The 24787-nt window shown below is 68.7% G+C and carries 16 protein-coding genes and 2 pseudogenes; 11 read left to right on the plus strand and 7 right to left on the minus strand.

Annotation, left to right across the window (positions count from 1 at the left end; translation table 11 throughout):
• Positions 1-8: 8 nt before the first annotated feature.
• Positions 9-764: a creatininase family protein gene (locus CSW62_RS00630; protein ID WP_099575308.1), complete on the plus strand. Its 756-nt coding sequence runs from the start codon at positions 9-11 to the stop codon at positions 762-764.
• Here the strand turns inward: CSW62_RS00630 and CSW62_RS00635 are convergent.
• Positions 761-1854 (minus strand): annotated as a pseudogene (locus tag CSW62_RS00635) (XdhC family protein). The gene CSW62_RS00630 and the pseudogene CSW62_RS00635 overlap by 4 nt on opposite strands.
• On the opposite strand from CSW62_RS00635, the gene CSW62_RS00640 reads away from it, so the two are divergent.
• The gene (locus CSW62_RS00640) at positions 1847-2725 is read left to right on the plus strand and encodes a bifunctional regulator KidO (protein ID WP_099582117.1); all 879 of its coding nucleotides are present in this window, start codon (positions 1847-1849) and stop codon (positions 2723-2725) included. The pseudogene CSW62_RS00635 and the gene CSW62_RS00640 sit on opposite strands and share 8 nt — an antisense overlap.
• 166 nt (positions 2726-2891) lie before the next feature.
• On the plus strand, positions 2892-3596 hold the full coding sequence (locus CSW62_RS00645; RefSeq protein ID WP_099575310.1) for a glycosyltransferase family protein: 705 nt from the start codon (positions 2892-2894) through the stop codon (positions 3594-3596).
• Positions 3597-3745: 149 nt separating this feature from the next.
• On the opposite strand, the gene ald is transcribed toward CSW62_RS00645, so the two are convergent.
• Positions 3746-4858: an alanine dehydrogenase gene (gene ald / locus CSW62_RS00650; RefSeq protein ID WP_099575311.1), complete on the minus strand. Its 1113-nt coding sequence runs from the start codon at positions 4856-4858 to the stop codon at positions 3746-3748.
• Positions 4859-4977: 119 nt separating this feature from the next.
• Between ald and CSW62_RS00655 the strand changes: the two genes are divergently transcribed.
• The 4 genes from CSW62_RS00655 to pbpC all read left to right on the plus strand — a co-directional run bounded on the left by CSW62_RS00655 (position 4978) and on the right by pbpC (position 13723).
• The gene (locus CSW62_RS00655) at positions 4978-5451 is read left to right on the plus strand and encodes an Lrp/AsnC family transcriptional regulator (protein WP_099575312.1); all 474 of its coding nucleotides are present in this window, start codon (positions 4978-4980) and stop codon (positions 5449-5451) included.
• A 79-nt stretch (positions 5452-5530) separates the two neighbouring features.
• Positions 5531-6361, plus strand: a complete 831-nt coding sequence (locus tag CSW62_RS00660; RefSeq protein WP_099575313.1) for a carbonic anhydrase — start codon at positions 5531-5533, stop codon at positions 6359-6361.
• A 116-nt stretch (positions 6362-6477) separates the two neighbouring features.
• On the plus strand, positions 6478-11544 hold the full coding sequence (locus CSW62_RS00665; RefSeq protein WP_099575314.1) for an alpha-2-macroglobulin: 5067 nt from the start codon (positions 6478-6480) through the stop codon (positions 11542-11544).
• 82 nt (positions 11545-11626) lie between these two features.
• A complete protein-coding gene (gene pbpC / locus CSW62_RS00670) occupies positions 11627-13723 on the plus strand; it encodes a penicillin-binding protein 1C (RefSeq protein ID WP_233206583.1) in 2097 nt (698 codons plus the stop codon).
• Here pbpC and CSW62_RS00675 read toward each other — a convergent pair.
• The 3 genes and pseudogenes from CSW62_RS00675 to CSW62_RS00685 all read right to left on the minus strand — a co-directional run bounded on the left by CSW62_RS00675 (position 13720) and on the right by CSW62_RS00685 (position 15727).
• Positions 13720-14404, minus strand: a pseudogene (locus CSW62_RS00675) (carbonic anhydrase). The gene pbpC and the pseudogene CSW62_RS00675 sit on opposite strands and share 4 nt — an antisense overlap.
• Complete coding sequence (gene maiA / locus CSW62_RS00680) at positions 14405-15037, minus strand: maleylacetoacetate isomerase (protein WP_099575316.1); 633 nt, start codon at positions 15035-15037, stop codon at positions 14405-14407.
• 9 nt (positions 15038-15046) lie between these two features.
• Positions 15047-15727: a fumarylacetoacetate hydrolase family protein gene (locus tag CSW62_RS00685; protein ID WP_099575317.1), complete on the minus strand. Its 681-nt coding sequence runs from the start codon at positions 15725-15727 to the stop codon at positions 15047-15049.
• Positions 15728-15933: 206 nt separating this feature from the next.
• On the opposite strand from CSW62_RS00685, the gene CSW62_RS00690 reads away from it, so the two are divergent.
• Genes CSW62_RS00690 through CSW62_RS00700 form a run of 3 tightly spaced genes read left to right on the plus strand, consistent with a single transcriptional unit; the run spans position 15934 to position 20833 of the window.
• A complete protein-coding gene (locus CSW62_RS00690) occupies positions 15934-16812 on the plus strand; it encodes an ABC transporter ATP-binding protein (RefSeq protein WP_099575318.1) in 879 nt (292 codons plus the stop codon).
• Between the two features lie 14 nt (positions 16813-16826).
• Positions 16827-20411 carry a M1 family metallopeptidase gene (locus tag CSW62_RS00695; protein ID WP_099575319.1) on the plus strand — a complete coding sequence of 1195 codons (3585 nt, stop codon included), beginning with the start codon at positions 16827-16829 and terminating at the stop codon, positions 20409-20411.
• The gene (locus CSW62_RS00700; protein ID WP_099575320.1) at positions 20408-20833 is read left to right on the plus strand and encodes a PaaI family thioesterase; all 426 of its coding nucleotides are present in this window, start codon (positions 20408-20410) and stop codon (positions 20831-20833) included. Before CSW62_RS00695 ends, CSW62_RS00700 begins: the two co-directional genes overlap by 4 nt.
• Before the next feature lie 3 nt (positions 20834-20836).
• Here the strand turns inward: CSW62_RS00700 and CSW62_RS00705 are convergent, their stop codons facing one another.
• Positions 20837-21463 carry a DUF4142 domain-containing protein gene (locus CSW62_RS00705; RefSeq protein WP_099575321.1) on the minus strand — a complete coding sequence of 209 codons (627 nt, stop codon included), beginning with the start codon at positions 21461-21463 and terminating at the stop codon, positions 20837-20839.
• A gap of 124 nt (positions 21464-21587) precedes the next feature.
• On the opposite strand from CSW62_RS00705, the gene CSW62_RS00710 reads away from it, so the two are divergent.
• Positions 21588-22784, plus strand: a complete 1197-nt coding sequence (locus CSW62_RS00710) for a CaiB/BaiF CoA-transferase family protein (RefSeq protein WP_099575322.1) — start codon at positions 21588-21590, stop codon at positions 22782-22784.
• A 111-nt stretch (positions 22785-22895) separates the two neighbouring features.
• Here the strand turns inward: CSW62_RS00710 and CSW62_RS00715 are convergent, their stop codons facing one another.
• Positions 22896-24731 carry an HWE histidine kinase domain-containing protein gene (locus tag CSW62_RS00715; protein ID WP_099575323.1) on the minus strand — a complete coding sequence of 612 codons (1836 nt, stop codon included), beginning with the start codon at positions 24729-24731 and terminating at the stop codon, positions 22896-22898.
• Positions 24732-24787: the final 56 nt, after the last annotated feature.

The following is a 24787-nucleotide window of genomic DNA, read 5'->3' on the forward strand; positions in this document are numbered from 1 at the left end:
AGTTTCCCATGCTGCTCGCCCTGTCCACCTGGTCCGAGATCGAGACCCGCCTGAAGACCAGCACGAGCGTGGTGGTGCCGATTGGCTCCAACGAGCAGCACGGGCCGACGGGCCTGCTGGGCACCGACTGGCTGTGCCCGGAGATCATCGCCCACGAGGCCAGCAAGCGGGCCGGCGACAGGATCCTGGTGGCCCCGACCTTCAATATCGGCATGGCCCAGCATCACCTGGCCTTCCCGGGGACCATCTTCCTGCGGCCCTCGACCTTCATCGCGGCGATCGGCGACTGGGTGCGGTCGCTGGGCGCGCACGGCTTCACGCGGATCTACTTCCTGAACGGCCACGGTGGCAATGTCGCCTCGATCGAGGCGGCGTTCTCGGAGATCTATGCCGACTACAGCTTCCGCCAGCAGCGGGCGCCGTTCGCCCTGAAGCTGAAGAACTGGTGGGACCTGGCCGGCGTCAACGCCCTGGCCAATCGCCAATTCCCCGTCGGCCACGGCTCGCACGCCACGCCGTCCGAGATCGCCGTGACCCAGTGGGCCTATCCCGAGACGATCAAGACGACGGCCTATGAGCCGAAGATCGCGCCGTCCGGTCCGATCCGCGAGGCGTTGGATTTCCGCGCCCGCTACGCCGACGGCCGCATGGGCTCGGACCCGGCCCAGGCCACGCCCGAAAAGGGCGGCGAGCTGGTCGACATGGCGGCCAACGCCCTGCTGGAGGACATCGCCGCGTTCGGGGCCGAGAAGGCGCCGGGTTAAGCCTCGACCGTCCGTCGCGCCAGGGCCGGCTGGCCGTGGCGCGTGGCCATGATCTCGCCGATCACCGCCACGGCGACCTCGAACGGGGCCTTGCCGCCCAGGTCCAGGCCGATCGGAGCGCGAAGCTTGGCCAGGTCGCGGTCGGTCAGGCCCGAGGCCTTCAGCCGCTCCAGCCGCTCCGGCAGCCGCCGCCGCGCGCCCAGCAGGCCGACATAGGGCGCGGGCGAGGGCAGGGCGGCCATCAGGGCGTCGTGGTCGATCTCCATGTCGTGGCCGCAGACGGCGACGGCCGTCCAGGCGTCGAGACCGATGCCGGCCAGCGCCGCCTGAGGGCTCTCGCGGCTATAGGCGACCCCGGCCAGGGGCGGCGGCGCGGCGGGACCCTTGGGGCGGACCAGGAACGTCTCGAAGCCCGACTGCGCCCCCAGGCTGGCCACCGCAAGCGCGGTCGGATCGCCGCCCAGCACCACCAGGCGCGGCGGCGGCTCGTAGGCCCGCTCGTACGCGCCCGGCCACGCGGCCTGCGGTTCCTCTACGCACAGCCGCTTCAAGCCGTCGGTGACCCAGAAGGCGGGAGCCCGAGCCTGGGCCAGGTCCAGCAGGGTTCGAACAGCGGGGTCGTTGGTTTCGATCTTCTCGACCAGGATCTCGATGCGGGCGCCGCACAGCAGGCGGATGTCGGGCCAGGGGCTGCCTTCGCCATAAACGAGGCGGCGCGGCTGGCCGTCAGCCAGACAGGCCTCGGCGTGAACCTCGACATCGGCCTCGATGCAGCCGCCCGACAAAAAACCCGAAACAATTTTTTCGCCGAACACCATCTGGGCGCCGACCGGACGCGGTCCGCCGCCGCCCAGGGCGATGATTGTGGCCAGGGCCGCAGGCCCTCGGCAAAGCGCCGCCGCCAAGGCGGGACGGGCGTCGTCGGCCATGCCGTGCATGGGCCAGGGGGAGGGGGCGGCGTCGTCTGAGCGGTCGGTCGTCATCCGGGCGACTTTAACCCCTCGGCAAGGTTCCAGAAACCGGATGTTCAAACCTTGGCGCGTACCGTCGCGGTCTGTTGTTGTGTTTCCGCACGGATGGCGATGTCCATTTCGGTCTCAAAACTTGGTTTGGCTGCGGCCCAGTTCGGTCTCGACGGCGGAAGCTCGTCGGCGCCGCGTGGACGTTCGCCTGAAGCCGAAGCACGCGACATTCTCAATATCGCCGCTCGCGCCCGCCTGTCGGTGCTGGACGCCTCGGGTCTGTTCGGCCGCGCCGAGACCCTGTTGGGCGACCTGATCCCGCGACCGGTGCCGTTCCGCGTCTGCCTGTCCACGGCCCGCGCCGATCGCGGTCCCGACCATGTCGAGACTGAGGCCCGCGCCGCCCTGCGCCGCATCGGCGTCGAGCGCGCCGATTCGATCATCGTCCATTCGCCCTCGGAGCTGTTCGGCCCGCACGGCGCGGCCCTGTGGGACCGCCTGCATCGCCTGAAGGACCAGGGCCTGTTCGCCAAGGTCGGCATCGCCGCCCACGCCACCGACGATCCGGTCGGCGTTGCCCGCCGCTTCAAGCCCGACATCCTGCAAGCGCCAGCCAGCCTGCTCGACCAGCGCCTGCTGGCCGACGGCTCGCTGCAACGCATCGCCGGCATGGGCGTCGAGGTGCACCTGCGCTCGATCTTCCTGAACGGCCTGCTGTTCCTGCCGCCCGACCGCGTTCCGGCCCAGCTGAAGGGCGCCTCGGGTCGCCTGTCGCGCGTGCGCCGGATGATCGCCGAGGGCCGCTCGGATCCGCTTCAGGCCGCCCTGGGCTTCGCCCTGTCGCGACCCGAAGGCTCGGCCGTGCTGGTCGGCGTCAACTCGGCCGCCGAATTGTCGGCCGTCGTGGCCGCCGCCTCGAGCCCGCCGCCCGACCTGGACTGGGACGAGATGGCGATCGACGATCCCGTCGCGCTCGACCCGCGACGTTGGGTCGCCTGACGCACACCCGGAATCAATCTGGACAATAGGCGCTGCTGGGCGTCGCGCGTATTCGCGCGCGTCGTTCGGCTTCGATTAAGGCTGCCGATTAATCCCCTGTAAGTTTCTGATTCATCGGGGTTTTATGAATCCGGTCTAGCTTCCTCTCAACGAAGGGAGACGCGTCATGATCCTCGCTGTCCTGCAGGCCCGCATGGGTTCTTCCCGGTTGCCGGGCAAGTCGATGGCCACCCTGCGGGGCGAGCCGATGATCGTGCGCCAGCTGGAACGCCTGCGCGGCGCGCGCTGCCTCTCCAAGATCATCGTGGCCACCAGCAACGAGACGGTCGACGACGCCCTGGCCGGATTCCTGGTTTCGCGCGGCCACACCGTCCATCGCGGGGCCGGCGCCGATATCCTGGCCAGTATCGCCCGCTGCGCCGAGGCGATCAGTTCGGTCAGCCACGTGGTGCGCGTGAAGGGCGACGCGCCGTTCATGGATCCGGGCGTCATCGATGACGCCGTCCGCATGGCCTTGGCCAGCGGCGCTGACTACACCTCCAACCGCGTGCATCGCACCTACCCGGCCGGTCTCGAGGTCGAGGTGATCACCGCCAGCGCGCTGCACGCCGCTGCGGCCGAGGCGCGCGATCCGACGGCCCGCATCTCGCCGACCGCCGCCATCCGCAACCAGCCCCAGCGCTGGAGCCAGGCCCACCTGAAGGCGCCGCGCGACTGGTCGCGCCTGGACTGGCGGGTCAAGACCGCCGCCGACCTGGCCTTCGCCCGCTCGGTCTACGACGCCCTGCACCCGGTCGACCCGGAGTTCCGCATGACCGACGTGCTGGACATGGTCGAGAGCCGCCTGGACATCGCCCGCTTCGCGGCCTGACTTGAATTCCGATCTTCCCGGCGAAAGCCGGGGCCTAGATGCAAGAACGCCCGCGGTCCGGTCAGGATCGCGGGCGTCTTTGCATGCGCCTCACAGTCCCATGATCTGGGTCCCGGCCTTCGCCGGGAAGATCGGGTGTGGGGTTTGACCTACTTCCAAGCGCCGTAGGGATCGACCGACGCCTTGCCCAGCGCTTCGGCCACGGCGGGGTGGGTCAGTTCACCGTTCAGGACGTTGAGGCCGCGCGCCAGGTGGACGTTGGTCTTCAGCGCGTCCAGGCCCTTGTCGGCCAAGGCCAGGCCGAACGGGAGCGTCGCGTTGCCCAGCGCTTCCGACGAGGTGCGCGGGGCCGCGCCCGGCATGTTGGCCACGCAGTAGTGGACGACGCCATCGACCGTATAGGTCGGTTCGGCGTGGGTGGTCGGCTTGCTGGTCTCGAAGCAGCCGCCCTGGTCAATCGACACGTCGACCAGCACCGAGCCCGGCTTCATCTGCTTAAGGTGCTCGCGACGCACCAGTTTCGGCGCGGCCGCGCCGGCGGTCAGCACCGCGCCGATGATCACGTCGGCCTTGAGGATCTCTTCCTCGACGGCGGCGAAGGTCGAGTAGCGGGTCAGGATCCGGCCCTGATAGAGGTCGTCCAGCTCGCGCATCCGGGGGATCGAGCGTTCCAGCACGACGACCTCGGCGCCCAGGCCGGCGGCCATGCGGGCGGCGTTGCTGCCGACGACGCCGCCGCCCAGCACGACGACGCGGGCCGGCGGCACGCCGGGCACGCCGCAGAGCAGCAGGCCCATGCCGCCATTGTGCTTCAGCAGGGTCTCGGCCGCCGAGAACACGGCGATCCGGCCGGCCACTTCCGACATCGGGGCCAGCAGCGGCAGGCCGCCCTTGGCGTCGGTGACGGTCTCGTAGGCGATCGCCGCGCAGCCGCTGTTCAGCAGCCCCTCGGTCTGGGCCGGATCCGGCGCCAGGTGCAGGTAGGTGAAGAGGATGTGACGCGGTTCGAGCTTTTCCCACTCGACCTTCTGCGGTTCCTTGACCTTCACGATCATGTCCGCGCCGGCGAAGACCGCCGCGGCGTCGGGGGCGATGGTCGCGCCCGCCTTGATGTAGACGTCGTCGGCATAGCCGGCGCCGAGGCCGGCGCCCGACTGGACGAGGACGGTGTGGCCGTGGCCGACATATTCACGGACGGCCGTGGGGGTCAGGCCCACCCGGTGTTCGCCCGGTTTGATCTCGGAAGGGACGCCTACGCGCATGATGCTTTCCTCCAAAAGCGATTTGACCCGGTTTACGCCTCCGACCCTGCAGGTTCCTTGGGTATTTCGTGCGACACAAAACGTGTTATGCAGGAATCCTGCGCAATAGGGGCGTTCTGGTGAAGAAACCTCCCGTGAACCTCGACGGCTTCGACCGGAAGCTTCTACGCCTGCTGCAACGGCGGGGCCGCGCCAGCTATGTGGAAATGGGCGAGGCGGTGAATCTTTCCGAGTCCGCGTGCTTGCGTCGCGTACGAGCGCTGGAGGAGGCGGGGGTCATCGGGCGTTATGCGGCGGTGATTGACGAGCGCGCCGTGGGCCTGCCGCTCAGCGTCTTCGTCACCGTGACCCTGTCGTCCCAGGCGGAAGCCGCGCTGAGCGCCTTCGAGAAGGCCATCGCCAATGTCCGCGAGGTGGCGGAGTGCTACCTGATGACGGGCGGTTCGGACTACCTGCTGCGGCTGGTGGTGCGTGACGTCGATGACCTGGAGCGGGTCCACGCCCAGGAGCTGACCCGGATCCCGGGTGTGGTGCGTGTCAGCAGCAGTATCGCCATGCGGACCGTCGTCAAGCGCGTCGAACTGCCGCTGTAGGACGCCGCTCTGCCGTTAATCCCGGTTAACCGAAAGCGGCTAAGCTCCCCGCCGACATCAAACCGCGTCGGGGGACGAAATGGTTTCGAGACGACTTCTGCTGGGCGCGCTCGCGGGCCTGGCCGCGCCCGCCCTGGCTTTCGCCGAGGGTGACGGGCCTTCGCCGAACCTGTTGACCAAGAAGGGCCGCCGGACCTCCAGCGCCCTAAAGCACCAGGCCACGGACAAGGCCGCGCTGGACAGGGCCATGGCCAGCGTCAAGCCGCTGGAGGCCGAGCCGGCTCACGCCCCGGCCGGCCACGCCGAACCCGCGCAGGAGGTCGCGCCCGACGAGGCGCTGGGTCGCCTGAAGCACGGCAACGCCATCTTCGCTCGGGGCGGCGCCAATCTGATGCTGCCGACCCTGGCGCGCGTGGCCGAGCTGTCCAAGGGGCAGAAGCCGTTCGCGGTGGTGATCGGCTGCGCCGACAGCCGCACCGCGCCGGAACTGATCTTCGACTGCAATCTTGGCGAGCTGTTCGTCGTCCGGGTCGCCGGCTCGACGGTCGGCCGCGAGGGGCTGGGCTCGATCGTCTACGCCGTCGAGCACCTGGGCGCGCCGCTGATCGTCGTGCTGGGCCACACCAAGTGCGGCGCGGTCGGCGCGGCGGTCGACGTCGCCAAGAAGCACGCCGACCTGCACGGGGCGCTGTACGAGATGGTGCTGCCGATCATCCCGGCCGTTCTGGAGGCCGACGAAACCCACCCGGCCGACCTGCAAGACGCCGCCATCCGCCGCAATGTCCGCGACATCGCCGGCCGCCTGAAGGTCGCCGACGGCGTCCTGGCCGAGCGGATCGAGGAGGGGCGACTGAAAGTTGTCTCGGCCTGCTACGACCTGGGGACGGGCGTGGTGAGCTTCGACGCCTGATCCAGGCGCGGCAAGCTTAAGCATTCACCGTAACACTGTCATTCGACTGCCGTTGACCCCTGGTCGCGCTTAGGTTCAATTCGCCTCGAGCCAGCGCTAATCAGGGGAAGACACGGATGTCGACGGACGAGACGCCGCCGGAAGGCGGCCCCGACATCCAAGGCGCCCCGCGAAACACCTGGCGTGACCGCTGGGATGGGTTCCGCCAGACGGTTTCAGACCGATGGCCCTCGGCCCTCAAGGGCCCGGTGGCGATCGCCGTGGCCGGGGCGCTGGTCGTCGGCTTCGGCGGCGGGTTCGCGGTCGGCAAGGCCGGCATGTTCTTCGGCGGCGGCAAGACGGCGAGCGCTACGGCCGTCAAGGGCGAGGCCTGGTCGCTGTTCGGCAAGCCGCGCGGCGCCAACGCACCGCGTCGCGGTATCCCCAAGCCTGATGGTTTCGCGGTCTGGCAGACCCGCGTCGACAGCAGCGGTCCCGATCCGCTGGCCTGTATCCGCATGAGCAAGGACCTGGATCCGTCCAAGTCCTATGCCGACTTCGTGCTGGTCTCGCCGGACCTAGGCCGCCAGCCCTCGGTGCGGGTCAAGGGCGACGAGCTGTGCCTGGGCGGCGTCGGTTTCACCGATCACCGAATCACCCTGCTCAAGGGCCTGCCCGCCAAGGGCGGCGACACGCTCACGGCCAACGCCGATGTCGACTTCACCTTTGGCGAGAAGCCGCCCTATGTCGGCTTCGCCGGCGACGGCGTGATCCTGCCGCGCGAGGAGTCGGACGGCGTCGGCATCGAGACGATCAACGTCCAGGCCCTGGCCATCGAGGTCTGGCGCGTGCCGGACCGCAACCTGGTCCGCAAGTCGATCACCGCCCCGGATCCGACCGGCGAAGGCGATTGGGCCGGCGACTACGGCGAGGATTCTGTCGGCGACGACGGCCGCCAGGTCTGGAAAGGCACGATTCAGGTCGCTGGCGGCGCGACCGGCCAGAAGGCCACCACCGTCTTCCCGCTGGGCGCGGTGCTGAAGGAGATGAAGGCCGGCGCCTTCGTCATCAAGGCGCGCGACGCCTCGGGCGGCCGCGATCCCGACGACAGCGAGAACAATCCGGCCCAGGCTCGCCGCTGGATCGTGTTCACCGACATGGCCCTGCTGGCCTATGACGGCTCGGAATCCCTCGACGTTGTGGTCCGCTCGCTGAAGAGCGCCAAGACCCTGGCGGGCGTGACCGTCAACCTGGTCGCCGCCGACGGCGAGCCGCTGGCCGAGGCCAAGAGCGACGCCGACGGCCGGGTGCGTTTCCTGCGTCCGCTGCTGAAGGGCCAGGGCGCCGAACGCGCCAAGATGGTCATGGCCTATGGGCCGCAGGGCGATCTGGCCGTGCTGGATCTCGACCGCTCGCCGGTCGACCTGTCCAAGCAGGGTGTCGGCGGCCGTACCGAAGGCGGCGTCGACGGGCGCAGCGTGGCGGCCGACATCGACGGCTATCTCTATGCCGACCGCGGCATCTACCGGCCCGGCGAGACCGTCCACCTGACCGCCATGGTCCGCGACCGGATGGCCAAGGCCGTCTCCGACCGTAAGGGCGAGGTGATCGTCAAGCGGCCCTCGGGCGTCGAGTTCAAGCGCTATCCGTTCAGCCAGGCCAATGTCGGCGCCGTGCTGGCCGATATCGCCTTGCCGCGATCCGCCCCGCGCGGCCGCTGGACCGCCGAACTGCACATCGAGGGCATCGAGACCGCGACCGGGTCCTTGAGCTTCTCGGTCGAGGACTTCGCGCCGCAACGCCTGGCGGTGACCGCCACGGGCCAGGACTCCGTCGCCGTCGGCGCGGGCGAGGCCCGCAAGGTCGACGTGTCGGCCCGCTTCCTCTACGGCGCGCCGGGCGCTGGCCTGCAGACCCAGGGCGAAGCCCGCCTGCGCGCCGATACCGACCCGTTCCCGGCCTACAAAGGCTATGAATGGGGCGACCAGTCCAAGCCGTTCGACGAGAAGTATCTCGACCTCGGCTCGACCGTCACCGATGGCGAAGGCCGCGCGATCCTGTCGGTGGCCACCACCGACGCCGGCGACACCGCCCAGCCGCTGGTGGCCTCGGTCACCGCTTCGGTGTTCGAGCCCGGCGGCCGTCCGGTCCGCGAGGGGCTGGAGCTGAAGGTGCGTCCGAAGGCGATCTACTACGGCGTCAAGGTCGACCAGGGCGAGGCCGGCAAGGGCGATCCGCCCGTCAGCCTCGACATCATCGCCGTCAACGCCGCCGGCCAGCGTATCGGCGCGACCGCCACCTACACCCTGGTGGCCGAGCGCTGGGACTATGACTGGTTCCAGCAGAACGGCCGCTGGCAGTGGCGGCGCAGCAGCCGCGACGCCATCGTGGCCAAGGCGCAGGTCAATATCGGCGCTGGTTCGCCGGCCAAGTTCACCCGCCGCCTCGGCTGGGGCGACTACCGCCTCGAGGTCGAGGGCGCGGACGGCGCCAGGACCGTCACGCGGTTCTCGGCGGGCTGGGGCGCTCCGGCGCGCGAAGGCGAGGCGCCGGACGTGGTCCGCGTGTCGGCTGGAACACAGACCTACAGCCAGGGCGACACGGTCGAGATCACGCTGAAGCCGCCCTATGCGGGCGAAGCCCAGATCGCGGTCGCCACCGATCGCCTGATCGACCTCAAGACCGTTTCGGTTGGTGAGAACGGCACCACTGTACGCCTGAAGACCTCGGCCGCCTGGGGCGGCGGGGCCTATGTGATGGTCAGCGTCATCCAGCCGCGCGACCCGGTCGCCTCGCCCAAGCCGCGTCGCGCGCTGGGCCTCGTTTATGTCCCGATCGATCCCAAGAACCGCAAGCTGACGGTCGACCTCGGCACGCCGACCAAGATCGACAGCAAGGCGCCGGTCGAGATCCCGGTGAAGGTGTCGGGCCTGGGCTTTGGCCAGAAGGCCAAGGTCACCATCGCTGCGGTGGACGAGGGCATCCTGCGCCTGACCCACCAGGACAGCCCCGACCCGGTGAAGTGGTACTTCGGCAAGCGCGCCCTGACCCTGAACTACCGCGACGACTACGGCCGCCTGCTCGACCCGAACCTGGGCGCGCCGGCGAACGTGAACTTCGGCGGCGACGAGGTCGGCGGCGAGGGCCTGACCACCACGCCGATCAAGACCGTGGCCCTGTGGTCCGGCATCGTGGAGACCGGTCTCGACGGCAAGGCGGTGATCAAGCTGCCGGCCGCCGACTTCAATGGCGAGCTGCGCATTCAGGCGGTGGCCTGGACCGACACCGCCGTCGGCTCGGCCTCCAAGCCTCTGACCGTGCGCCAGCCGGTGGTGGCCGACCTGAACCTGCCGCGCTTCCTGGCGCCGGGCGACCAGGCCTACGCCACGCTGGAGCTGCACAATGTCGAGGGCAAGCCCGGCGCCTACACCGCCGAGGCGTTCTCGACCAACGGGCTGAAGGTCGCCTTCAAGAAGGTGTTCCAGCTGATCCTGGGCCAGCGCATCGCCGAGAAGATCCCCTTCCTGGCGCCGGATGTCACTGGCATCGGCAAGATCGGCTTCAAGGTCGCCGGCCCGGGCTTTACGACCCAGAAGGACTATCCGATCCAGACCCGCCTGGGCTGGGGCGATATCGTCCGCACGACGACCGAAGTCCAGAAGCCGGGCGAGAGCTTCACGCCCTCGTACCAACTGCTGTCGGGCCTGGCGGCGGGCGACGTGACGATGCAGGTCAGCTACTCGCCGATCCGGGGTTTCGACCCCTCGGCGATCGCCGTGGCGCTGCAGCGCTATCCGTACGGCTGCACCGAGCAACTGGTCTCGACGGCCTATCCGCTGCTCTACGCCCAGACCTTCTCCAATGATCCGAAGCTGAAGCGCACGCCGGCGGCCCTGGCCGGCGCGGTGGGCAAGCTGCTGGATCGCCAGACCCTGGACGGCGCCTTCGGCCTGTGGCGGGTCGGCGACGGCGAGGCGGATCCGTGGCTCGGCGCCTATGTCGTCGACTTCCTGCTGGAGGCCAAGGCCCAAGGCGTGGCCGTGCCGGACAACGCCATCGACAAGGCGGTCGGCGCCATGCGTCAGGTCAGCCGGCCCGAGGGCTTCTCGTCGGTCGCCTACCGCATGGAATATCCGGGCTGGTGGGCGAGCAACGAGGACGCCTCGAAGAAGGCTACGGAGCGCATGCGCCGCCGCGCCTCGGCCTACGCCCTCTATGTGATGGCCAAGGCCGGCAAGGGCGATCTGGCCCGCCTGCGCTGGTGGCATGACGTGCAGATGAAGGACGAGGCCCAGCCGATCGCCAAGGCCTATGTGGCGGCCGGTCTGGCCCGGATGGGCGACAACGCCCGCGCCCGCTCGGCGATGCGCCAGGCGGTGTCGAGCCTCGGCTACAAGGACGAGCAGGACTGGTACCAGACGCCGCTGCGCGACACGGCCGTGTTGACCGCACTGGCCGCCGAGTCCGGCATGATGGACGTCGCCCGCCAGCTGCAAGGCCGGCTGGAGAACGTCAGCAAGGATCCGGACGCCCTGAACACCCAGGAGCAGGCGGCGCTGCTGCACGCGGCCAACGCCCTGATCCAGGCCTCGGGTCCGATGTCGATCAATGCGACGGGCGCCAACGCCTTGCCGCCCGCCGGCGGCGCGCCGCGCTGGGCGGTCGGCAAGCTGGCCGACGCCCACTTCGTCAACGCCGGCAAGGGCGCGATCTGGCGGACGGTCAGCGTTCGCGGCACGCCGGTCGCCGCGCCGGGCGCGAACGCGGACGGCCTGTCGGTGTCCAAGCGTCTGCTGTCGATGGGCGGCGGCGCGATCGATCCGGCGACCATTCGCCAAGGCGACCGGATCATCGTGCTGGTCTCTGGCCGCTCGATGCAGGCCCGCTCGACCGCCCTGGTGGTCGACGACGCCCTGCCGGCCGGCTTCGAGATCGAGACCACGCTGGGCGCCGACGACGCCCAGAACGGTCCTTTCAAGTTCCTCGGCGAGCTGACCGCCGCCGACGTCCAGGAAAGCCGCGACGACCGCTTCATCGCCGCGCTGGACCTGGAAGGGAACAAGAGCTTCGCCCTGGCCTATGTGGCCCGGGCCGTGACGCCGGGGAGCTTCTTCCTGCCCGGCGCCGTGGCCAAGGACATGTACCGCCCGGCGGTCAATGCGCGGTCGGAAGCCTCGCGCGCGACGATCGCGCCGGGGCCGTGATGATCGTGAGTTCTCCCTTCCCCCTGGATGGGGGAAGGGCGGGGTTGGGGGTGACAGCGCGTCAGGATAAGGCGCGTCGTTGATGCCGTCAGACTCCGTAGCCACCCCCACCCCCGACCCCTCCCCCATCCAGGGGGAGGGGAGGGTTCGGCTGATCACCAAGGTCCTCGTCGCTGTCCTCGCCGCCGAGGTCGTCCTCGCCACCCTCAGCGCCGTGTTCCCGCCGGACATGACGCGCGCGAAGCACTCCTCGCCGGTCACCCTGGACCGCCGCGGAGCCTGGCTGCGGGCCCTGCCGGTCGAGGACGGCCGCTGGCGGATCCGCGCCGACCTCTCGCGCACCGACCCGACCTTCCAGAAGCGTCTGATCCGCACCGAGGACGCGCGGTTCTGGTGGCACCTGGGCGTCGACCCGCTGTCGCTGGCGCGCGCCGTCGGCTCGGCGGTGGTGCATGGCCGGGTCAGTTCCGGCGCCTCGACCCTGACCATGCAGACCGCGCGCCTGCTGGAGCCGCGCCCGCGCAATCTGGGCTCGAAGCTGATCGAGATGGTCCGCGCCGTTCAGTTGGAGTCGCGGCTGTCCAAGCGCGAGATCCTGGCGCTTTACCTGACCCTGGCGCCCTATGGCGGCAACCTGGAGGGCGCGCGGGCGGCCAGCCTCAGCTATTTCGGCCACGAGCCGTCCAGCCTGACCGACGGCGAGCAGGCCCTGCTGATCGCCCTGCCGCAATCGCCCGAGGCGCGCCGTCCCGACCGTCGTCCCGACGCCGCCAAGGCTGCTAGGCGCGCCGTACTCAACAAGCTCATTCGGTCCCGCACGATCACGGAAGCCGCCGCCTTCGAGGCCGAGAACGAGCCCCTGCCGCGCCGCGCGCCGTTCCCGACCCTGGCCTGGCATGCGGCTGGCGAGCTGGCCCGCAACGCGCCGCAGGGCCAGGCCAGCGTGGTCTCGACCCTCGACGCCGACCTGCAGTCGCGGCTGGAGCCGATGGTCGCCGCCGTGGCGGGCGCGCAAGGTCCGGACGCCACCGCCGCCGTCCTGGTGGTCGAGATCAAGGGCCGCGCCGTCCGCGCCGCCGTTGGCTCGGCCGGCCGCGACCGGGCCGGCGGCTGGGTTGACATGACCCGCGCCCTGCGCTCGCCGGGCTCGGCCCTGAAGCCGTTCATCTACGCCATGGCCATGGACGACGGCCTGGTCGCGCCCGACACCCAGTTGCAGGACAACGCCACCCGCTTCGCCGACTACCAGCCCGAGAACTTCGACCGCGTGTTCCACGACAAGGTCACGGTGCGTGAGGCCCTGGCCCACTCGCTGAACGTCCCCGCCGTCGCCACCCTTGAGAAGCTGGGACCCGAGGCCTTCGCCGGCCGCATCGAGGCCGCCGGCGCGCATCTGGCGCGTCCCAAGGCGCAGCTGAAGGAGGCGGGCCTGGCCCTGGCGCTGGGCGGCGAAGGCATCACCTGGCGGGATCTCGTCATGCTCTATGCCGCGCTCGGCGACGGCGGCATCGCCAAGCCGCTGGCCTGGACCGAGGAGGAGGCCAAGGTCCGAGAGCGCTCGGCCGGCACGCGGATGGTTCGGCCGGAAGCTGCGCGGCAGGTGCTGGACATCCTGCGCGAGGCCCCGGCCCCGCGCGGCCGCGCGCCCTCGGCCTTGACCCGGGGCGGCCCGTCGATGGCCTTCAAGACCGGCACCTCCTACGGCTTCCGCGACGCGGTGGCGGCCGGGGTGGTCGGCGGCTATGCGATCCTGGTCTGGACGGGTCGGGCCGACGGGGGCGCGCGCGGCGGACTGACCGGGCGAGACGCGGCCTTGCCGCTGCTGTTCGATGTCGCCGACGCCATCGGAACCCAGTCCTCGGCCCCGCGCCCGATCGCGCCGAAGCTGGCGCCGCTGGCCTTGCAGAAACTTCGCGCCGCCGACGAAGGCCCGCGCCTGATCTTCCCGCCCGACGGGGCGTCGGTGCAGGTCGATGCGTTCAACGCCAAGGCGCGCGGCCTGGTGCTGGCCGCCGAGGGCGAGGGCCTGACCTGGTATGTGGAAGGCCGGCCGCTGGACCTGGATCCGGTCAGCGGCCGCGCGATCTGGAAGCCGGCCGCGCCGGGCTTCTACAAACTGTCGGTGGTCGACGCACAGGGCCGCAAGGCCCAGGCGCGGGTGCGGATCAGGGGCGGTTAGAGCCTGCCCGTTTTGGATGTCTTCATCCAAAACGGACAAGCAGGCTCGTCAGGAGCGGTTAGAGTCCGCCATCATCCGCTCATAGTCCGCCAGGCTGCGGATGCCGATGTTGAGATCGTTCACCAGGCCGTCGTGCAACGAATAGACCCAGCCGTGCACGGCCAGGTCCTGACCCCGGGCCCAGGCGTCCTGGACGAACACGTCGGCGGCCACGTTGCGGACCTGGCGGGCGACGTTCAGCTCGGTCAGGCGATCAAGCATGGCGCGCTTCTCGGGGATCGCCTCCAGCTCGTGCTTGTGTTCGGCGTGGACCTCGCGGATCGGGTGCAGCCAGTGGTCAACGAGGCCCCGGCGCTGGCCGTCGATGGCCGCCGCCACGCCGCCGCAGCCATAGTGGCCGACGACCATCACGTGCTTGACCTTCAGCACCTCGACCGCGAACTGCAGCACGGACAGGTAGTTGGCGTCCTGGGGCGGGGCCAGGTTGGCGACGTTGCGGTGGACGAACAGCTCGCCCGGATCCAGGCCGACGATCTCGTTGGCCGGCACGCGGCTGTCGCTGCAGCCGATCCATAGATATTCCGGGCTCTGCTGGCCTTCCAGGCGCTTGAAGAAGTCGGGGTCGACCTCCGTCTTGCGTTCCGACCAGGCGGCGTTGTTGGCTTTCAGGTCTTCAAGCATCTAACGCTCCGGATGGTGGTCGGGGTGAGCGGCTTCGATGGCCGGGTGCCTGGCCGCGCGGGCGGCGGCGGCGGCGATCGAAGGGAAGGGCGACAGGTCGACGTTGAAGCGGCCGGCATTGAACACCTGGGGCACCAGCAGGCAGTCGACCAGGCCGGGGGCGTCGCCATAGGCGAAGCCGCCCGAGTGCTTGGCGACCATCGGCTCCAGGGCCCGGAAGCCGTCGCTGATCCAGCGGGCCGCCCAGGCGTTGCGGTCGGTCTCGCCGATCTCCAGGGCGGTCAGCTGGCGCAGGATGCGCAGGTTGTTCAGAGGATGGATGTCGCAGGCGATGATCTCGGCCATGCCGCGAACGATGGCCCGCTCATAGGCGGTATGCGGCAAGAGGGCGGGCTCGGGCGACACCTCGTCCAGCCATTCCAGGATGGCCAGGCTCTGGGTCAGCGGCCGGCCGTCGACCTCCAGGGTCGGGACCAGTTCCTGAGCATTGAGCGCTCGATAGGCGTCCTCGTGATGGGCGTTGGCCACCAGGTCGACGGGGCGCAGGTCGTAGGCAAGGCCCTTCAGGTTCAGGCCGATGCGCACCCGATAGGGCGCGCTGGCGCGCTTGGCGCTGTGCAGGACCAGCTTCACTTAAAGCTCCTAGACGAGCGCGAATTCAAGGCGGCCGACGCCTTCGACCTCGCCGACGACCGTGTCGCCGCGCGCGATGGCCCCGACGCCTTCTGGGGTGCCGGTGAAGATCAGGTCGCCGGCGGCCAGGGTCCACAGTTCGCTGGCCTTGGCGATGACTTCGCCGACATTCCAGATCATGTCGCCGACCTCGCCGCGCTGGCGTTCCTGGCCATTGACCGACAGGGTGACGGCGGCCTCTGGCGGCGGAGTATCCATCACCCGGATGGCGGTGATCGGGGCGCTTTCGTCAAAGGCCTTGCCGGCCTCCCAGGGTTGGCCCTTGGCCTTGGCCGCGCCCTGCAGGTCGCGGCGGGTCAGGTCGACGCCGACCGCGTAGCCGAACACGGTCTCCATCGCCTGCTCGACCGAGAGATTGGCGCCGCCGCTCTTCAGGGCCACGACCAGTTCGATCTCGTGATGCAGGTCGCTGGTCGCCGGCGGATAGGCGATCTGGCCCTTCAGCGGCGCAACGGCGTCTGCGGGCTTGCTGAAGAAGAACGGCGGATCGCGGGTGTCGGCGCCCATCTCACGGGCGTGGGCGGCGTAGTTGCGGCCGACACAGAGGATCCGGCGGACCGGAAACACCGAATCCTGTCCCTCCACCGGGACCGTCGGGATGGCGTGCGGGGCAAAGGCATAGGTCGTCATGGCGCCTCGTTTAGACCCAAAAGCCGCTGGCCAAAACCCCTCCGCGGCTCAAACGGCCTCGGCCAGACCCAACAGCCGCAAAGTGGCCGCTGTCCAGAAATCCTGCGGTTGAAGTCTTGGCCTAAACGTTCTTTCACTTGCCCCCATCGTCGCCGTCGAGTCATGTCGCGAAGGGCTAGTGGGCGCGTTTATATTCGGGGGCCGTTATGCTGATCATCGAGAACCTGACCCATGTCTATGGCAACGGCGTCCGCGCCCTGGACGAGGTCAGCCTGACGATTCCGCGCGGCATGTACGGCCTGCTGGGCCCGAACGGCGCCGGCAAATCGACCCTGATGCGCACCATCGCCACCCTGCAGGCCCCGACCTCGGGCCATATCCGCTTCGGCGACATCGACGTGCTCAAGAACCCTGAAGAGCTGCGCAAGACGCTGGGCTACCTGCCGCAGGACTTCGGCGTCTATCCGCGGGTCTCGGCCTACGACATGCTCGACCACATGGCGGTGCTGAAGGGCATTGCCGGCGCCAAGGCGCGCAAGGAGACGGTCGAGAACCTGCTGAACCAGGTCAATCTGTGGAATGTCCGCAAGAAGGCCATCGCCGGGTTCTCGGGCGGCATGCGCCAGCGCTTCGGCATCGCCCAGGCCCTGATCGGTGATCCGCGCCTGATCATCGTCGACGAGCCCACGGCCGGCCTCGACCCTGAGGAGCGCAACCGCTTCCTGAACCTGCTGGCCGAGATCGGCGAGAACGTGGTGGTGATCCTGTCGACGCACATCGTCGAGGACGTCTCCGACCTCTGCCCGGCCATGGCCATCATCTGCGACGGCCGCATCGTCACCGAGGGCGCTCCAGCCGACCTCGTGTCCAAGCTGAAGGGGCGGATCTGGAAGAAGATCATCGACAAGACCGAGCTGGAGGCCGCCAAGGCCCAGTACAAGGTCATCTCCACGCGCCTGCTGGCCGGCCGCACGGTCATCCACATCCTGTCGGAGGATAATCCGGGCAATGGCTTCACGCCGGTCGAGGGCGGGCTGGAGGATGTCTACTTCTCCACCCTCTCGACCACCCGGCGGGCGGCCTGACGGGAGGCGGCGGCATGTTTCGCAAGATCGCGGGCTTCGAGCTCCGCTACCAACTGAAGTCGCCCGTCTTCTGGGTGGTCGCGGTCATCTTCTTCCTGATGACCTTCGGGGCGGCGACGATCGACCAGATCCGCATCGGCGGCGGCGGAAACATCCACAAGAACGCCCCGTTCGCGATCGCCCAGACCCACCTGATCTTGTCGATCTTCTACATGTTCGTGACCACGGCCTTCGTGGCCAATGTGGTGGTGCGGGACGACGAGACGGGCTTCGGGCCGATCCTGCGCTCCACGCGGATCCGCAAGTTCGACTATCTCTACGGCCGTTTCACAGGCGCCTTCCTGGCGGCGGCGATCTCGTTCCTGGCCGTGCCGCTGGCGATCTTCATCGGCTCGTTCATGCCGTGGATCGACCCCGAGCGTCTGGGGCCCAACGTCCTGCAGGCCTATCTGTTCGCCTATTTCGGCCTGGCCCTGCCGTCGATCCTTCTGACCGCGTCGCTGTTCTTCGCCCTGGCCACCATCACCCGCTCGATGATGTGGACCTATGTCGGCGTGGTCGCCTTCATGGTTCTGTGGATCATCGCCAACATCGCGCTGGACAAGCCCGAGTTCGAGAAGATCGCCGCCTATTGGGAGCCGCTCGGCACCGCCGCCTACGGCCTGGCGACCAAGTACTGGACGGCCAGCGAGCGCAACACGGTGATCCCGCCATTGGCCGGAGCGCTGCTGTTCAACCGCGTGCTCGTGGTCGTGCTGTCGGCGGGCTTCCTGACGCTGGCCTACAGTCTGTTCCGCTTCCAGTCAGCCGACCTCTCCGGTCAGCGGAAGGTCAAGAAGGGCAAGGCCGAGGTCGACGCCGCCCCAGTCCTGACCAACGGTCGGTTGCCGCAACCGAAGTTCGACCGCTCCACGGCCTGGGCGCAACTCGTGGTCCGCACGCGGCTCGACATGGGCCAGGTGTTCAAGAGCCCGGCCTATTTCGTGCTGCTGTTCCTGGGCCTGGCCAACGCCATGGGCGCCCTGTGGTTCGCCACCGACGCCGGTCGCTACGGTGGGGTGATCTATCCGGTCACCCGGGTGCTGCTGTCGCCGCTTCTGGGCTCGTTCGGCCTGATCCCGATGATCATCGCCATCTATTATTCCGGCGAGCTGGTCTGGCGCGAGCGCGAGCGCAAGACGCACGAGATCATTGACGCCACCCCCGTGCCCGACTGGGCCTTCGTGGCCCCCAAGACCCTGGCCATCGCGCTCGTCCTGGTCTCGACCCTGCTGGTCAGCGTGTTCGCGGCCATCCTCAGCCAGGTCTTCCACGGCTATTTCAAGCTGGAGCTCGACAAGTACCTGATCTGGTACGTGCTGCCGCAGGCGGTGGACTGGATCCTGCTGGCCGTGCTGGCGGTGTTCCTGCAGGCGATCAGCCCGCACAAGTTCATCGGCTGGGGCCTGATGGTGATCTACCTTGTCACCACGATCACGTTCGTGAACCTGGGCTTTGAGCACAAGCTCTACAATTACGGCTCGACCACCGACACGCCGTTCTCGGACATGAATGGCCTGGGCAAGTTCTGGATCGGAGCCTGGTGGCTGCGGGCCTATTGGACGGCCTTCGCGGTGGTGCTGCTGGTGCTGGCCTATGGCCTGTGGCGGCGCGGGACCGAAAGCCGCCTCCTGCCGCGTCTGCGCCGACTGCCCGTTCGCCTGAACGGCGGGGCCGGCCTGCTGCTGGGCGGCGCCCTGGTCGCCTTCGTGGGCCTGGGGGCGTTCATCTACGTCAACACCAATGTCTGGAACGACTACCGGACCAGGATCGGCAACGAGAAGTGGCAGGCCGACTACGAAAAGACCCTGCTGCCGTTCGAGAACACGCCGCAGCCCAAGATCGTCGCCATGACCCTGGACGTCGACCTGAAGCCGCACGAACCCAGCCTGGAAACCAAGGGCTCGTACGTCATCGAGAACAAGACGGGCGCGCCGTTGAAGGAGATCCACGTCCGCTTCGACCGTGACCTGTCGGTCAAGGGGCTGTCGATCGAGGGCGCCCGACCCAAGAAGACCTTCGAGCGCTTCAACTATCGCATCTTCGCCTTCGACACGCCGATGGCGTCGGGCGAGCGGCGCAAGATGAGCTTCATCACCCTGCGCGCGCAGCGGGGCTTCCCCAACAGCGGCCAGGAAAGCCGGGTCGTCGACAACGGGACCTTCGTCAACAACCTGGAGATCGCGCCAATCCTGGGCATGGGCCGCGACAGCCTGCTGCAGGACCGCGCCAAGCGCCGCAAGTACGGCCTGCCGCCCGAGCAGCGCATGGCCAAGCTGGGGGATGTCCCGTCCCGCCAGTTCAACGGCCTGCGCAAGGACGCCGACTTCGTCAGCTCGGACATCACCGTCACCACCGAGGCCGACCAGACCCCGATCGCGCCGGGCTACAAGATTTCGGACACGGTGAAGAACGGTCGCCGGGTGGCCCGCTTCGTCACCGAGGCGCCGATCCTGCCGTTCGTCTCGATCCAGTCGGCGCGCTACAGGGTGGCCGAGGAGACCTACAAGGGCGTGCAGCTGGCGGTTTATTACGACGCTCAGCACAGCTGGAACATCGAGCGGATGAAGACCGCGATGAAGCGGTCTCTGGACTATATGGGCGCCAATTTCAGCCCCTATCAATTCCGCCAGCTGCGCTTCCAGGAGTTCCCGGACTACGCCCAGTTCGCCCAGTCGTTCGCCAATACGATCCCGTGGTCCGAGGGGATGTTCTTCATCTCCGACTATCGCGACCCGACCAAGATCGACATGGTCACCTATGTCGGGGCCCACGAGATCGGCCACCAGTGGTGGGCCCACCAGGTGATCGGCGCCGACCAGCAGGGCGGGGCGATGCTGTCGGAGACCTTCGCCCAGTACGCGGCGCTGATGGTGATGAAGCACACCTACGGCGAGCCGCAGATCCGCAAGTTCCTGAAGTTCGAGCTGGACAGCTATCTGCGCGCGCGTGGCGGCGACGTGATCGACGAGCAGCCGCTCTACAAGGTCGAGAACCAGCCCTACGTCTACTATCGCAAGGGCTCGCTGGTCATGTACCGGCTGCAGAGCGAGATCGGCGAGGAGACGGTCAACCGCGCCCTGCGCAAGCTGATCGCCGACCACGCCTTCAAGGGCGCGCCCTATCCGATCACCACCGACTTCCTGACCGCGCTCCGCGCCGAGGCCCCGGCCGACAAGCAGGCCTTGATCACCGACCTGTTCGAGAAGATCACGCTCTACGATCTGAAGACCAAGAGCGCGGCGGTGAAGAAGCGGGCGGACGGCAGGTTCGACGTGACGATCACGGTCGACGCCCAGAAGAAGTACGCCGACGGCAAGGGCAAGGAGACCAACGCAGCTCTCAACGAGACCATGGATATCGGCCTGTTCACGGCCAAGCCGGGCGACAAGGGTTTCGACGCCAAGAACGTGGTGGCCTATGAGCGCCGGCCGATCCGCTCCGGCGTCCAGACCTTCACCTTCGTCACGGAGACGGCGCCGAAGTTCGCGGGCATTGACCCGTACAACACGGTGATCGACCGCAACGGCGACGACAACACGCTGCCGGTCGGCAAGTGAGCGAAGGGGCTATCAAGCTGGATGCGGGCGCGCTGAACGCGTTCCTGCGCTCCGCCTTTCCGGAGACGGACCCCGACCACATGCCTTCCGTGCTGGAGGCCGAGCCGGGACGGGTGTTGCTGAAGCTGCCGTATCAGACCCGGCAGCTGCGGCCGGGCGGGGTGATCTCTGGACCGACCTTGATGACGCTGGCGGATACGGCGGCCTATGCCTTGATCCTGGCGCACATCGGCGAGGTGGCCATGGCGGTGACCACCTCGCTCAACATTCACTTCCTGAGGGGTTGCCAGCCCGGCGATCTCTACGCCGAGGGGACCATGCTCAAGCTCGGCCGCCGCATTGCGACGGCCGATGTCCTGATGTGGACGGAAGGGCGCGAGCGGGCCGCCGCCAAGGCGACGGTCGCCTACGCCATTCCCTGAGCGTTACTGACGGGCCTTGGCGACGTCCTCGCCGGTGTCGAAGCCCTTCTTCAGGCCCTCGGCCATGTTCAGGTGCTCCTGGACCTTCGGAGCCGTGGCGGCGGCGAAGGCCTTGATGGCCGGGGTGTCGCCGTCCTGAGCGTAGCGCTGCAGCAGGTTCAGGGCCGACTGGTGAGCGTCGACCTGGCTGTCGGCGTACTTCTTGTCGAAGTCCTTGGCGTCGGCCTTGGTCAGGTCGTCGATCTTGCCCTGGGCGTCTTCCGACAGCATGGTCGGCAGGGTGATGGTCGCGCCCGAGGCGGCGATGGCGGACTTCAGCTCGGTGCTGGTGGCCATGTGGGCCTTTTCCATCGCGGCGGCGAACTTCTTGACCGACGGGTTGGTCGAGCGCGTGGCGGCCAGCTTGGCGGCGGCGATCTCGAACATGTCGCTATCGGCGGCCTTCATGGCGAAGACGTCGGCCTTGGTCTCGTCCGACGGGGTCGGGACGGTGGCCGCCGGGTTGGCGTCCGGGGTCGCGGCCTGTTCGGCCGGGGTGGCGGCGCCCTTGGTCTCTTCGGCCTTCTGACCGCAGGCGGCCAGGCTGAGGGCGGCGATGGCGGCGGCGCCGAACATGATATGACGGTTCATGGCTCTGTCTTTCCCTGTGTGTTTTTCTTAGAGGTTCGTGGACAGGCGCCGCGTGCGGCGTCGTGTGATCAACAAAACTTCACGGGGCCGTGAACGGTTCCGGCAAGGGTGAGGGAAGAATCGGATGACGCAGGGTCCGCTGGCCGGATTGCGGGTGATCGAGATGGGCTCGCTGATCGCCGGGCCGTTCTGCGGTCAGGTGCTGGGCGACTTCGGGGCCGAGGTCATCAAGCTGGAGGATCCCAAGGTCGGCGACCCGATGCGCCAGTGGGGGCGCTCCAAGCCCCAGGGCCTGTCGCCCTGGTGGCCGGTGATCGGCCGCAACAAGAAGTCCGTCACCGTCGATCTGCGTACGGACGGAGGCCGCGACATCGCGCGCGCGTTGATCGCCAAGGCCGATGTGGTGGTCGAGAACTTCCGCCCCGGCACGCTGGAAAAGTGGGGCATGGGCTATGACCAACTGGCGAAGACCAATCCGGGACTGGTGATGGCGCGGGTGTCGGGCTTCGGCCAGACCGGGCCCTATTCAAGCCGCGCCGGCTACGCCCTGGTCGGCGAGGCCATGGGGGGACTGCGCCACATCACCGGCGAACCGGACCGGCCGCCGGCCCGGGCCGGGATCTCGATCGGCGACAGCCTTTCGGGCCTCAACGCCGCGCTCGGGGTGATGATGGCCCTCCATGCCCGTCAAAGCACGGGCAAGGGCCAGGTGGTCGACGTGGCCATCTATGAGAGCGTGCTGACGGTGATGGAGAACCTGATCACCGAATACGACCTGACCGGCTATGTCCGTGAGCGCTCGGGGGCGGTGCTGCCCGGCATCGCGCCGTCGAACGTCTACCCGACCAAGAGCGGCGAACTGGTCCTGATCGGCGCCAACCAGGACACCCTGTTCAGGCGGCTGTGCGACCTGATGGGCCGGCCGGACCTGGCCGACGATGTGCGCTATCGCGACCACGCCGCCCGCGGCGCGCACCAGGCCGAACTCGACGCCCGCATCGCCGCCTGGACCGCCGACCAGGAGATCGACGACCTGCTGCCGAAGCTGGAGGCGGCGGGCCTGGCCACCGGCCGGATCTATCGCGCGCCGGACATGATCGAGGATCCCCAGTTCGTCGCGCGCGGATCGATCGTGACGACGCCGCATCCGGTGTTCGGCCAGATCAAGATGCAGAACGCTTTCCCGAAGCTGACGGAAACGCCGGGCGGGGTGCGATGGACCGGGCCGACCCTGGGCGAGCACACGGAGGCGGTGTTGGCGGAAGTGGTGGGGATGAGTGGGGAGACGGTCGAGGGACTGCGGAAGCGGGGCGTGATCTGAGGGTCCGTCCTCGCCCTTCGACACGCTCAGGGTGAGGACTACTGTCGGGGCGGTTCAGTAGAAACCTCATCCTGAGCTTGTCGAAGGACGAGGTGTCGGTCCCGCTGATGATCAAGCCCGCCCCGTGACCCCCGCCACGGCCCGCGCGATCTGGTGGACGTTGTACGGCTTGCGCACGATCGGGGCGTCGAACCCCATCGGCGCGGCCTTGTCCGCATAGCCCGTGGCGAACACGAACGGCCGGCCCATGGAGCGCAGGATCTCGGCGACCGGGGCCACCGACTGGCCGTTGAGGTCGGCGTCCAGGACCGCGACGTCGAAGTCCATCTCGACCATCGACAGGGCCTCGCTGAGTTCGGCCGCGCAGCCGACCACCACGACGCCGGCGTCCTCGAGGCCCGCTTCCAGCTCCAGGGCCAGCAGCAGGGAGTCCTCGACGATCAGCACCTTCAGGCCGGCGATGGCGCCCGGGCGAACGGTCTCGTCGGCGGCGACCACGGTCTCGACGATGCGTTCGGGAGCGACCTCAGCCGGTTCGACCGGCGGGGCGTCGGCCAGGGCCTCGGCCGCGCCCTGGATCATGGCGGTGACGCCGCTGGACCGGTAGTTGATCTTGGCCGAGCCGCCCAGTTCGCGACCGGCGACGTCCTCGATCAGGGTCGCGCCAAAGCCCTTGGTGGTCGGCGCGACAGCCGGCGGGCCGCCGGTCTCCAGCCACTCCAGGGCGAAGCCGCCCTCGGGCGTGCGCCGCCAGACCACCTCGACCTTGCCGTTCTCGCTGGATAGCGAGCCGTAGCGCATCGCGTTGACCGCCAGTTCATGCAGCGCCAGCGACAGGGCGGAGGCCGCGCGCGGGGTCAGGAACAGCTCCGGCCCGTCCCAGCGCGTCTGGGTCGGGGCCAGGCCGCCCAGCTCGGCTGCGGCGATCCGCGCCAGGGTCGCGCCGCGCCAGCGGGCGGCGGTCAGCAGATCGTGGGCCGAACTCATCGACTTCAGTCGCGCGGCGAAGGTCTTGAGGAAAACATCCAACGAGGCCGACTTGCGCGCCGACTGGGCCGCCACCGACTGGACGACCGCCAGCAGGTTCTTGATGCGGTGGTCCAGTTCGGCGACGAGGTTCTCGCGCTGATCTTCTTCGGCCCGGCGCTCGGTGATGTCCTGGACGACGCCGATCAGATAGGCCGGCTCGCCGTCGGCGTCGCGCAGGATGACGCCCGAGCCCTGGTTCCAGATCTCGCGGCCGTCGGGACCGTTAGGGCGGCGGTATTCGGCCTCGTAACGATCGGCTTCCGCCAGCTGTTCGTCGATCGATTCCTTCAGCCAGGCCTGGTCGTCGGGATGCAGGAACCGGTACAGGGCCTGGCCGTTCTCGGCCGGGATCTCGCCGGGCTCGATGTCCGAGATCTTGGCCAGCCGAGGGCTGATCTTGAAGACGTCGCGTTTGATGTCCCACTCGAACTCGCCGAGGCTGGCGGCCGAGATGGCCAGGTTCAGGCGCTCGGCTTCCAGGTTGAGGGCGCGACAGCGAACGGTCAGGACTTCCGTGGCCAGCGCGGCCAGATCTTCCAGCGCCTGGAGATCCTCGTCAGAAGCCGGGCCGTTCAGGCCAGGGCCTTCGACGACGAGCGCGCCCAGCGCCTGGCCTTGATCGTTGCGGATCGGCACGCCCAGCGCCACGGGTCCGTTGGCGGCGATCACCTGGCCGGCCAGGTCGCCAGCGCGCGGACTTTCGGGGCTCGCATAGCCGACATAGGCCTTGCGCCAGACCCGATCCTTGTCGACCAGCGCGATGGCGGCCTTGGGCGCGTCGAACAGCCGGGCTGCCAGACGCACGAGGCGCAGGAACCGAGGCTCGTTGACCGCGCTATCCAGGATGTCCAAGGCTCTCAAGGCGTTGAGCCGGGCGGCTTCCTGGCGGTCGTCGCTGACGATGGGGGCGTCCTCCATGATTCGACCTTAGACTCGCTTCGCCTCTGGCGCGAGCGCCTTTGGAGGCTTCTTGA

This window comes from Caulobacter sp. FWC2 (genome assembly GCF_002742625.1).
Taxonomy (GTDB): Bacteria; Pseudomonadota; Alphaproteobacteria; order Caulobacterales; family Caulobacteraceae; genus Caulobacter.

Coding starts and splice junctions, on each gene's coding strand:
- CSW62_RS00630 (WP_099575308.1), top strand. CDS start 9: ATGCTGCTCGCCCTGTCCACCTGGTCCGAGATCGAGACCCGCCTGAAG.
- CSW62_RS00640 (WP_099582117.1), top strand. CDS start 1,847: ATGTCCATTTCGGTCTCAAAACTTGGTTTGGCTGCGGCCCAGTTCGGT.
- CSW62_RS00645 (WP_099575310.1), top strand. CDS start 2,892: ATGATCCTCGCTGTCCTGCAGGCCCGCATGGGTTCTTCCCGGTTGCCG.
- ald (WP_099575311.1), bottom strand. CDS start 4,858: ATGCGCGTAGGCGTCCCTTCCGAGATCAAACCGGGCGAACACCGGGTG.
- CSW62_RS00660 (WP_099575313.1), top strand. CDS start 5,531: ATGGTTTCGAGACGACTTCTGCTGGGCGCGCTCGCGGGCCTGGCCGCG.
- CSW62_RS00665 (WP_099575314.1), top strand. CDS start 6,478: ATGTCGACGGACGAGACGCCGCCGGAAGGCGGCCCCGACATCCAAGGC.
- pbpC (WP_233206583.1), top strand. CDS start 11,627: ATGCCGTCAGACTCCGTAGCCACCCCCACCCCCGACCCCTCCCCCATC.
- CSW62_RS00685 (WP_099575317.1), bottom strand. CDS start 15,727: ATGACGACCTATGCCTTTGCCCCGCACGCCATCCCGACGGTCCCGGTG.
- CSW62_RS00690 (WP_099575318.1), top strand. CDS start 15,934: ATGCTGATCATCGAGAACCTGACCCATGTCTATGGCAACGGCGTCCGC.
- CSW62_RS00695 (WP_099575319.1), top strand. CDS start 16,827: ATGTTTCGCAAGATCGCGGGCTTCGAGCTCCGCTACCAACTGAAGTCG.
- CSW62_RS00705 (WP_099575321.1), bottom strand. CDS start 21,463: ATGAACCGTCATATCATGTTCGGCGCCGCCGCCATCGCCGCCCTCAGC.
- CSW62_RS00710 (WP_099575322.1), top strand. CDS start 21,588: ATGACGCAGGGTCCGCTGGCCGGATTGCGGGTGATCGAGATGGGCTCG.
- CSW62_RS00715 (WP_099575323.1), bottom strand. CDS start 24,731: ATGGAGGACGCCCCCATCGTCAGCGACGACCGCCAGGAAGCCGCCCGG.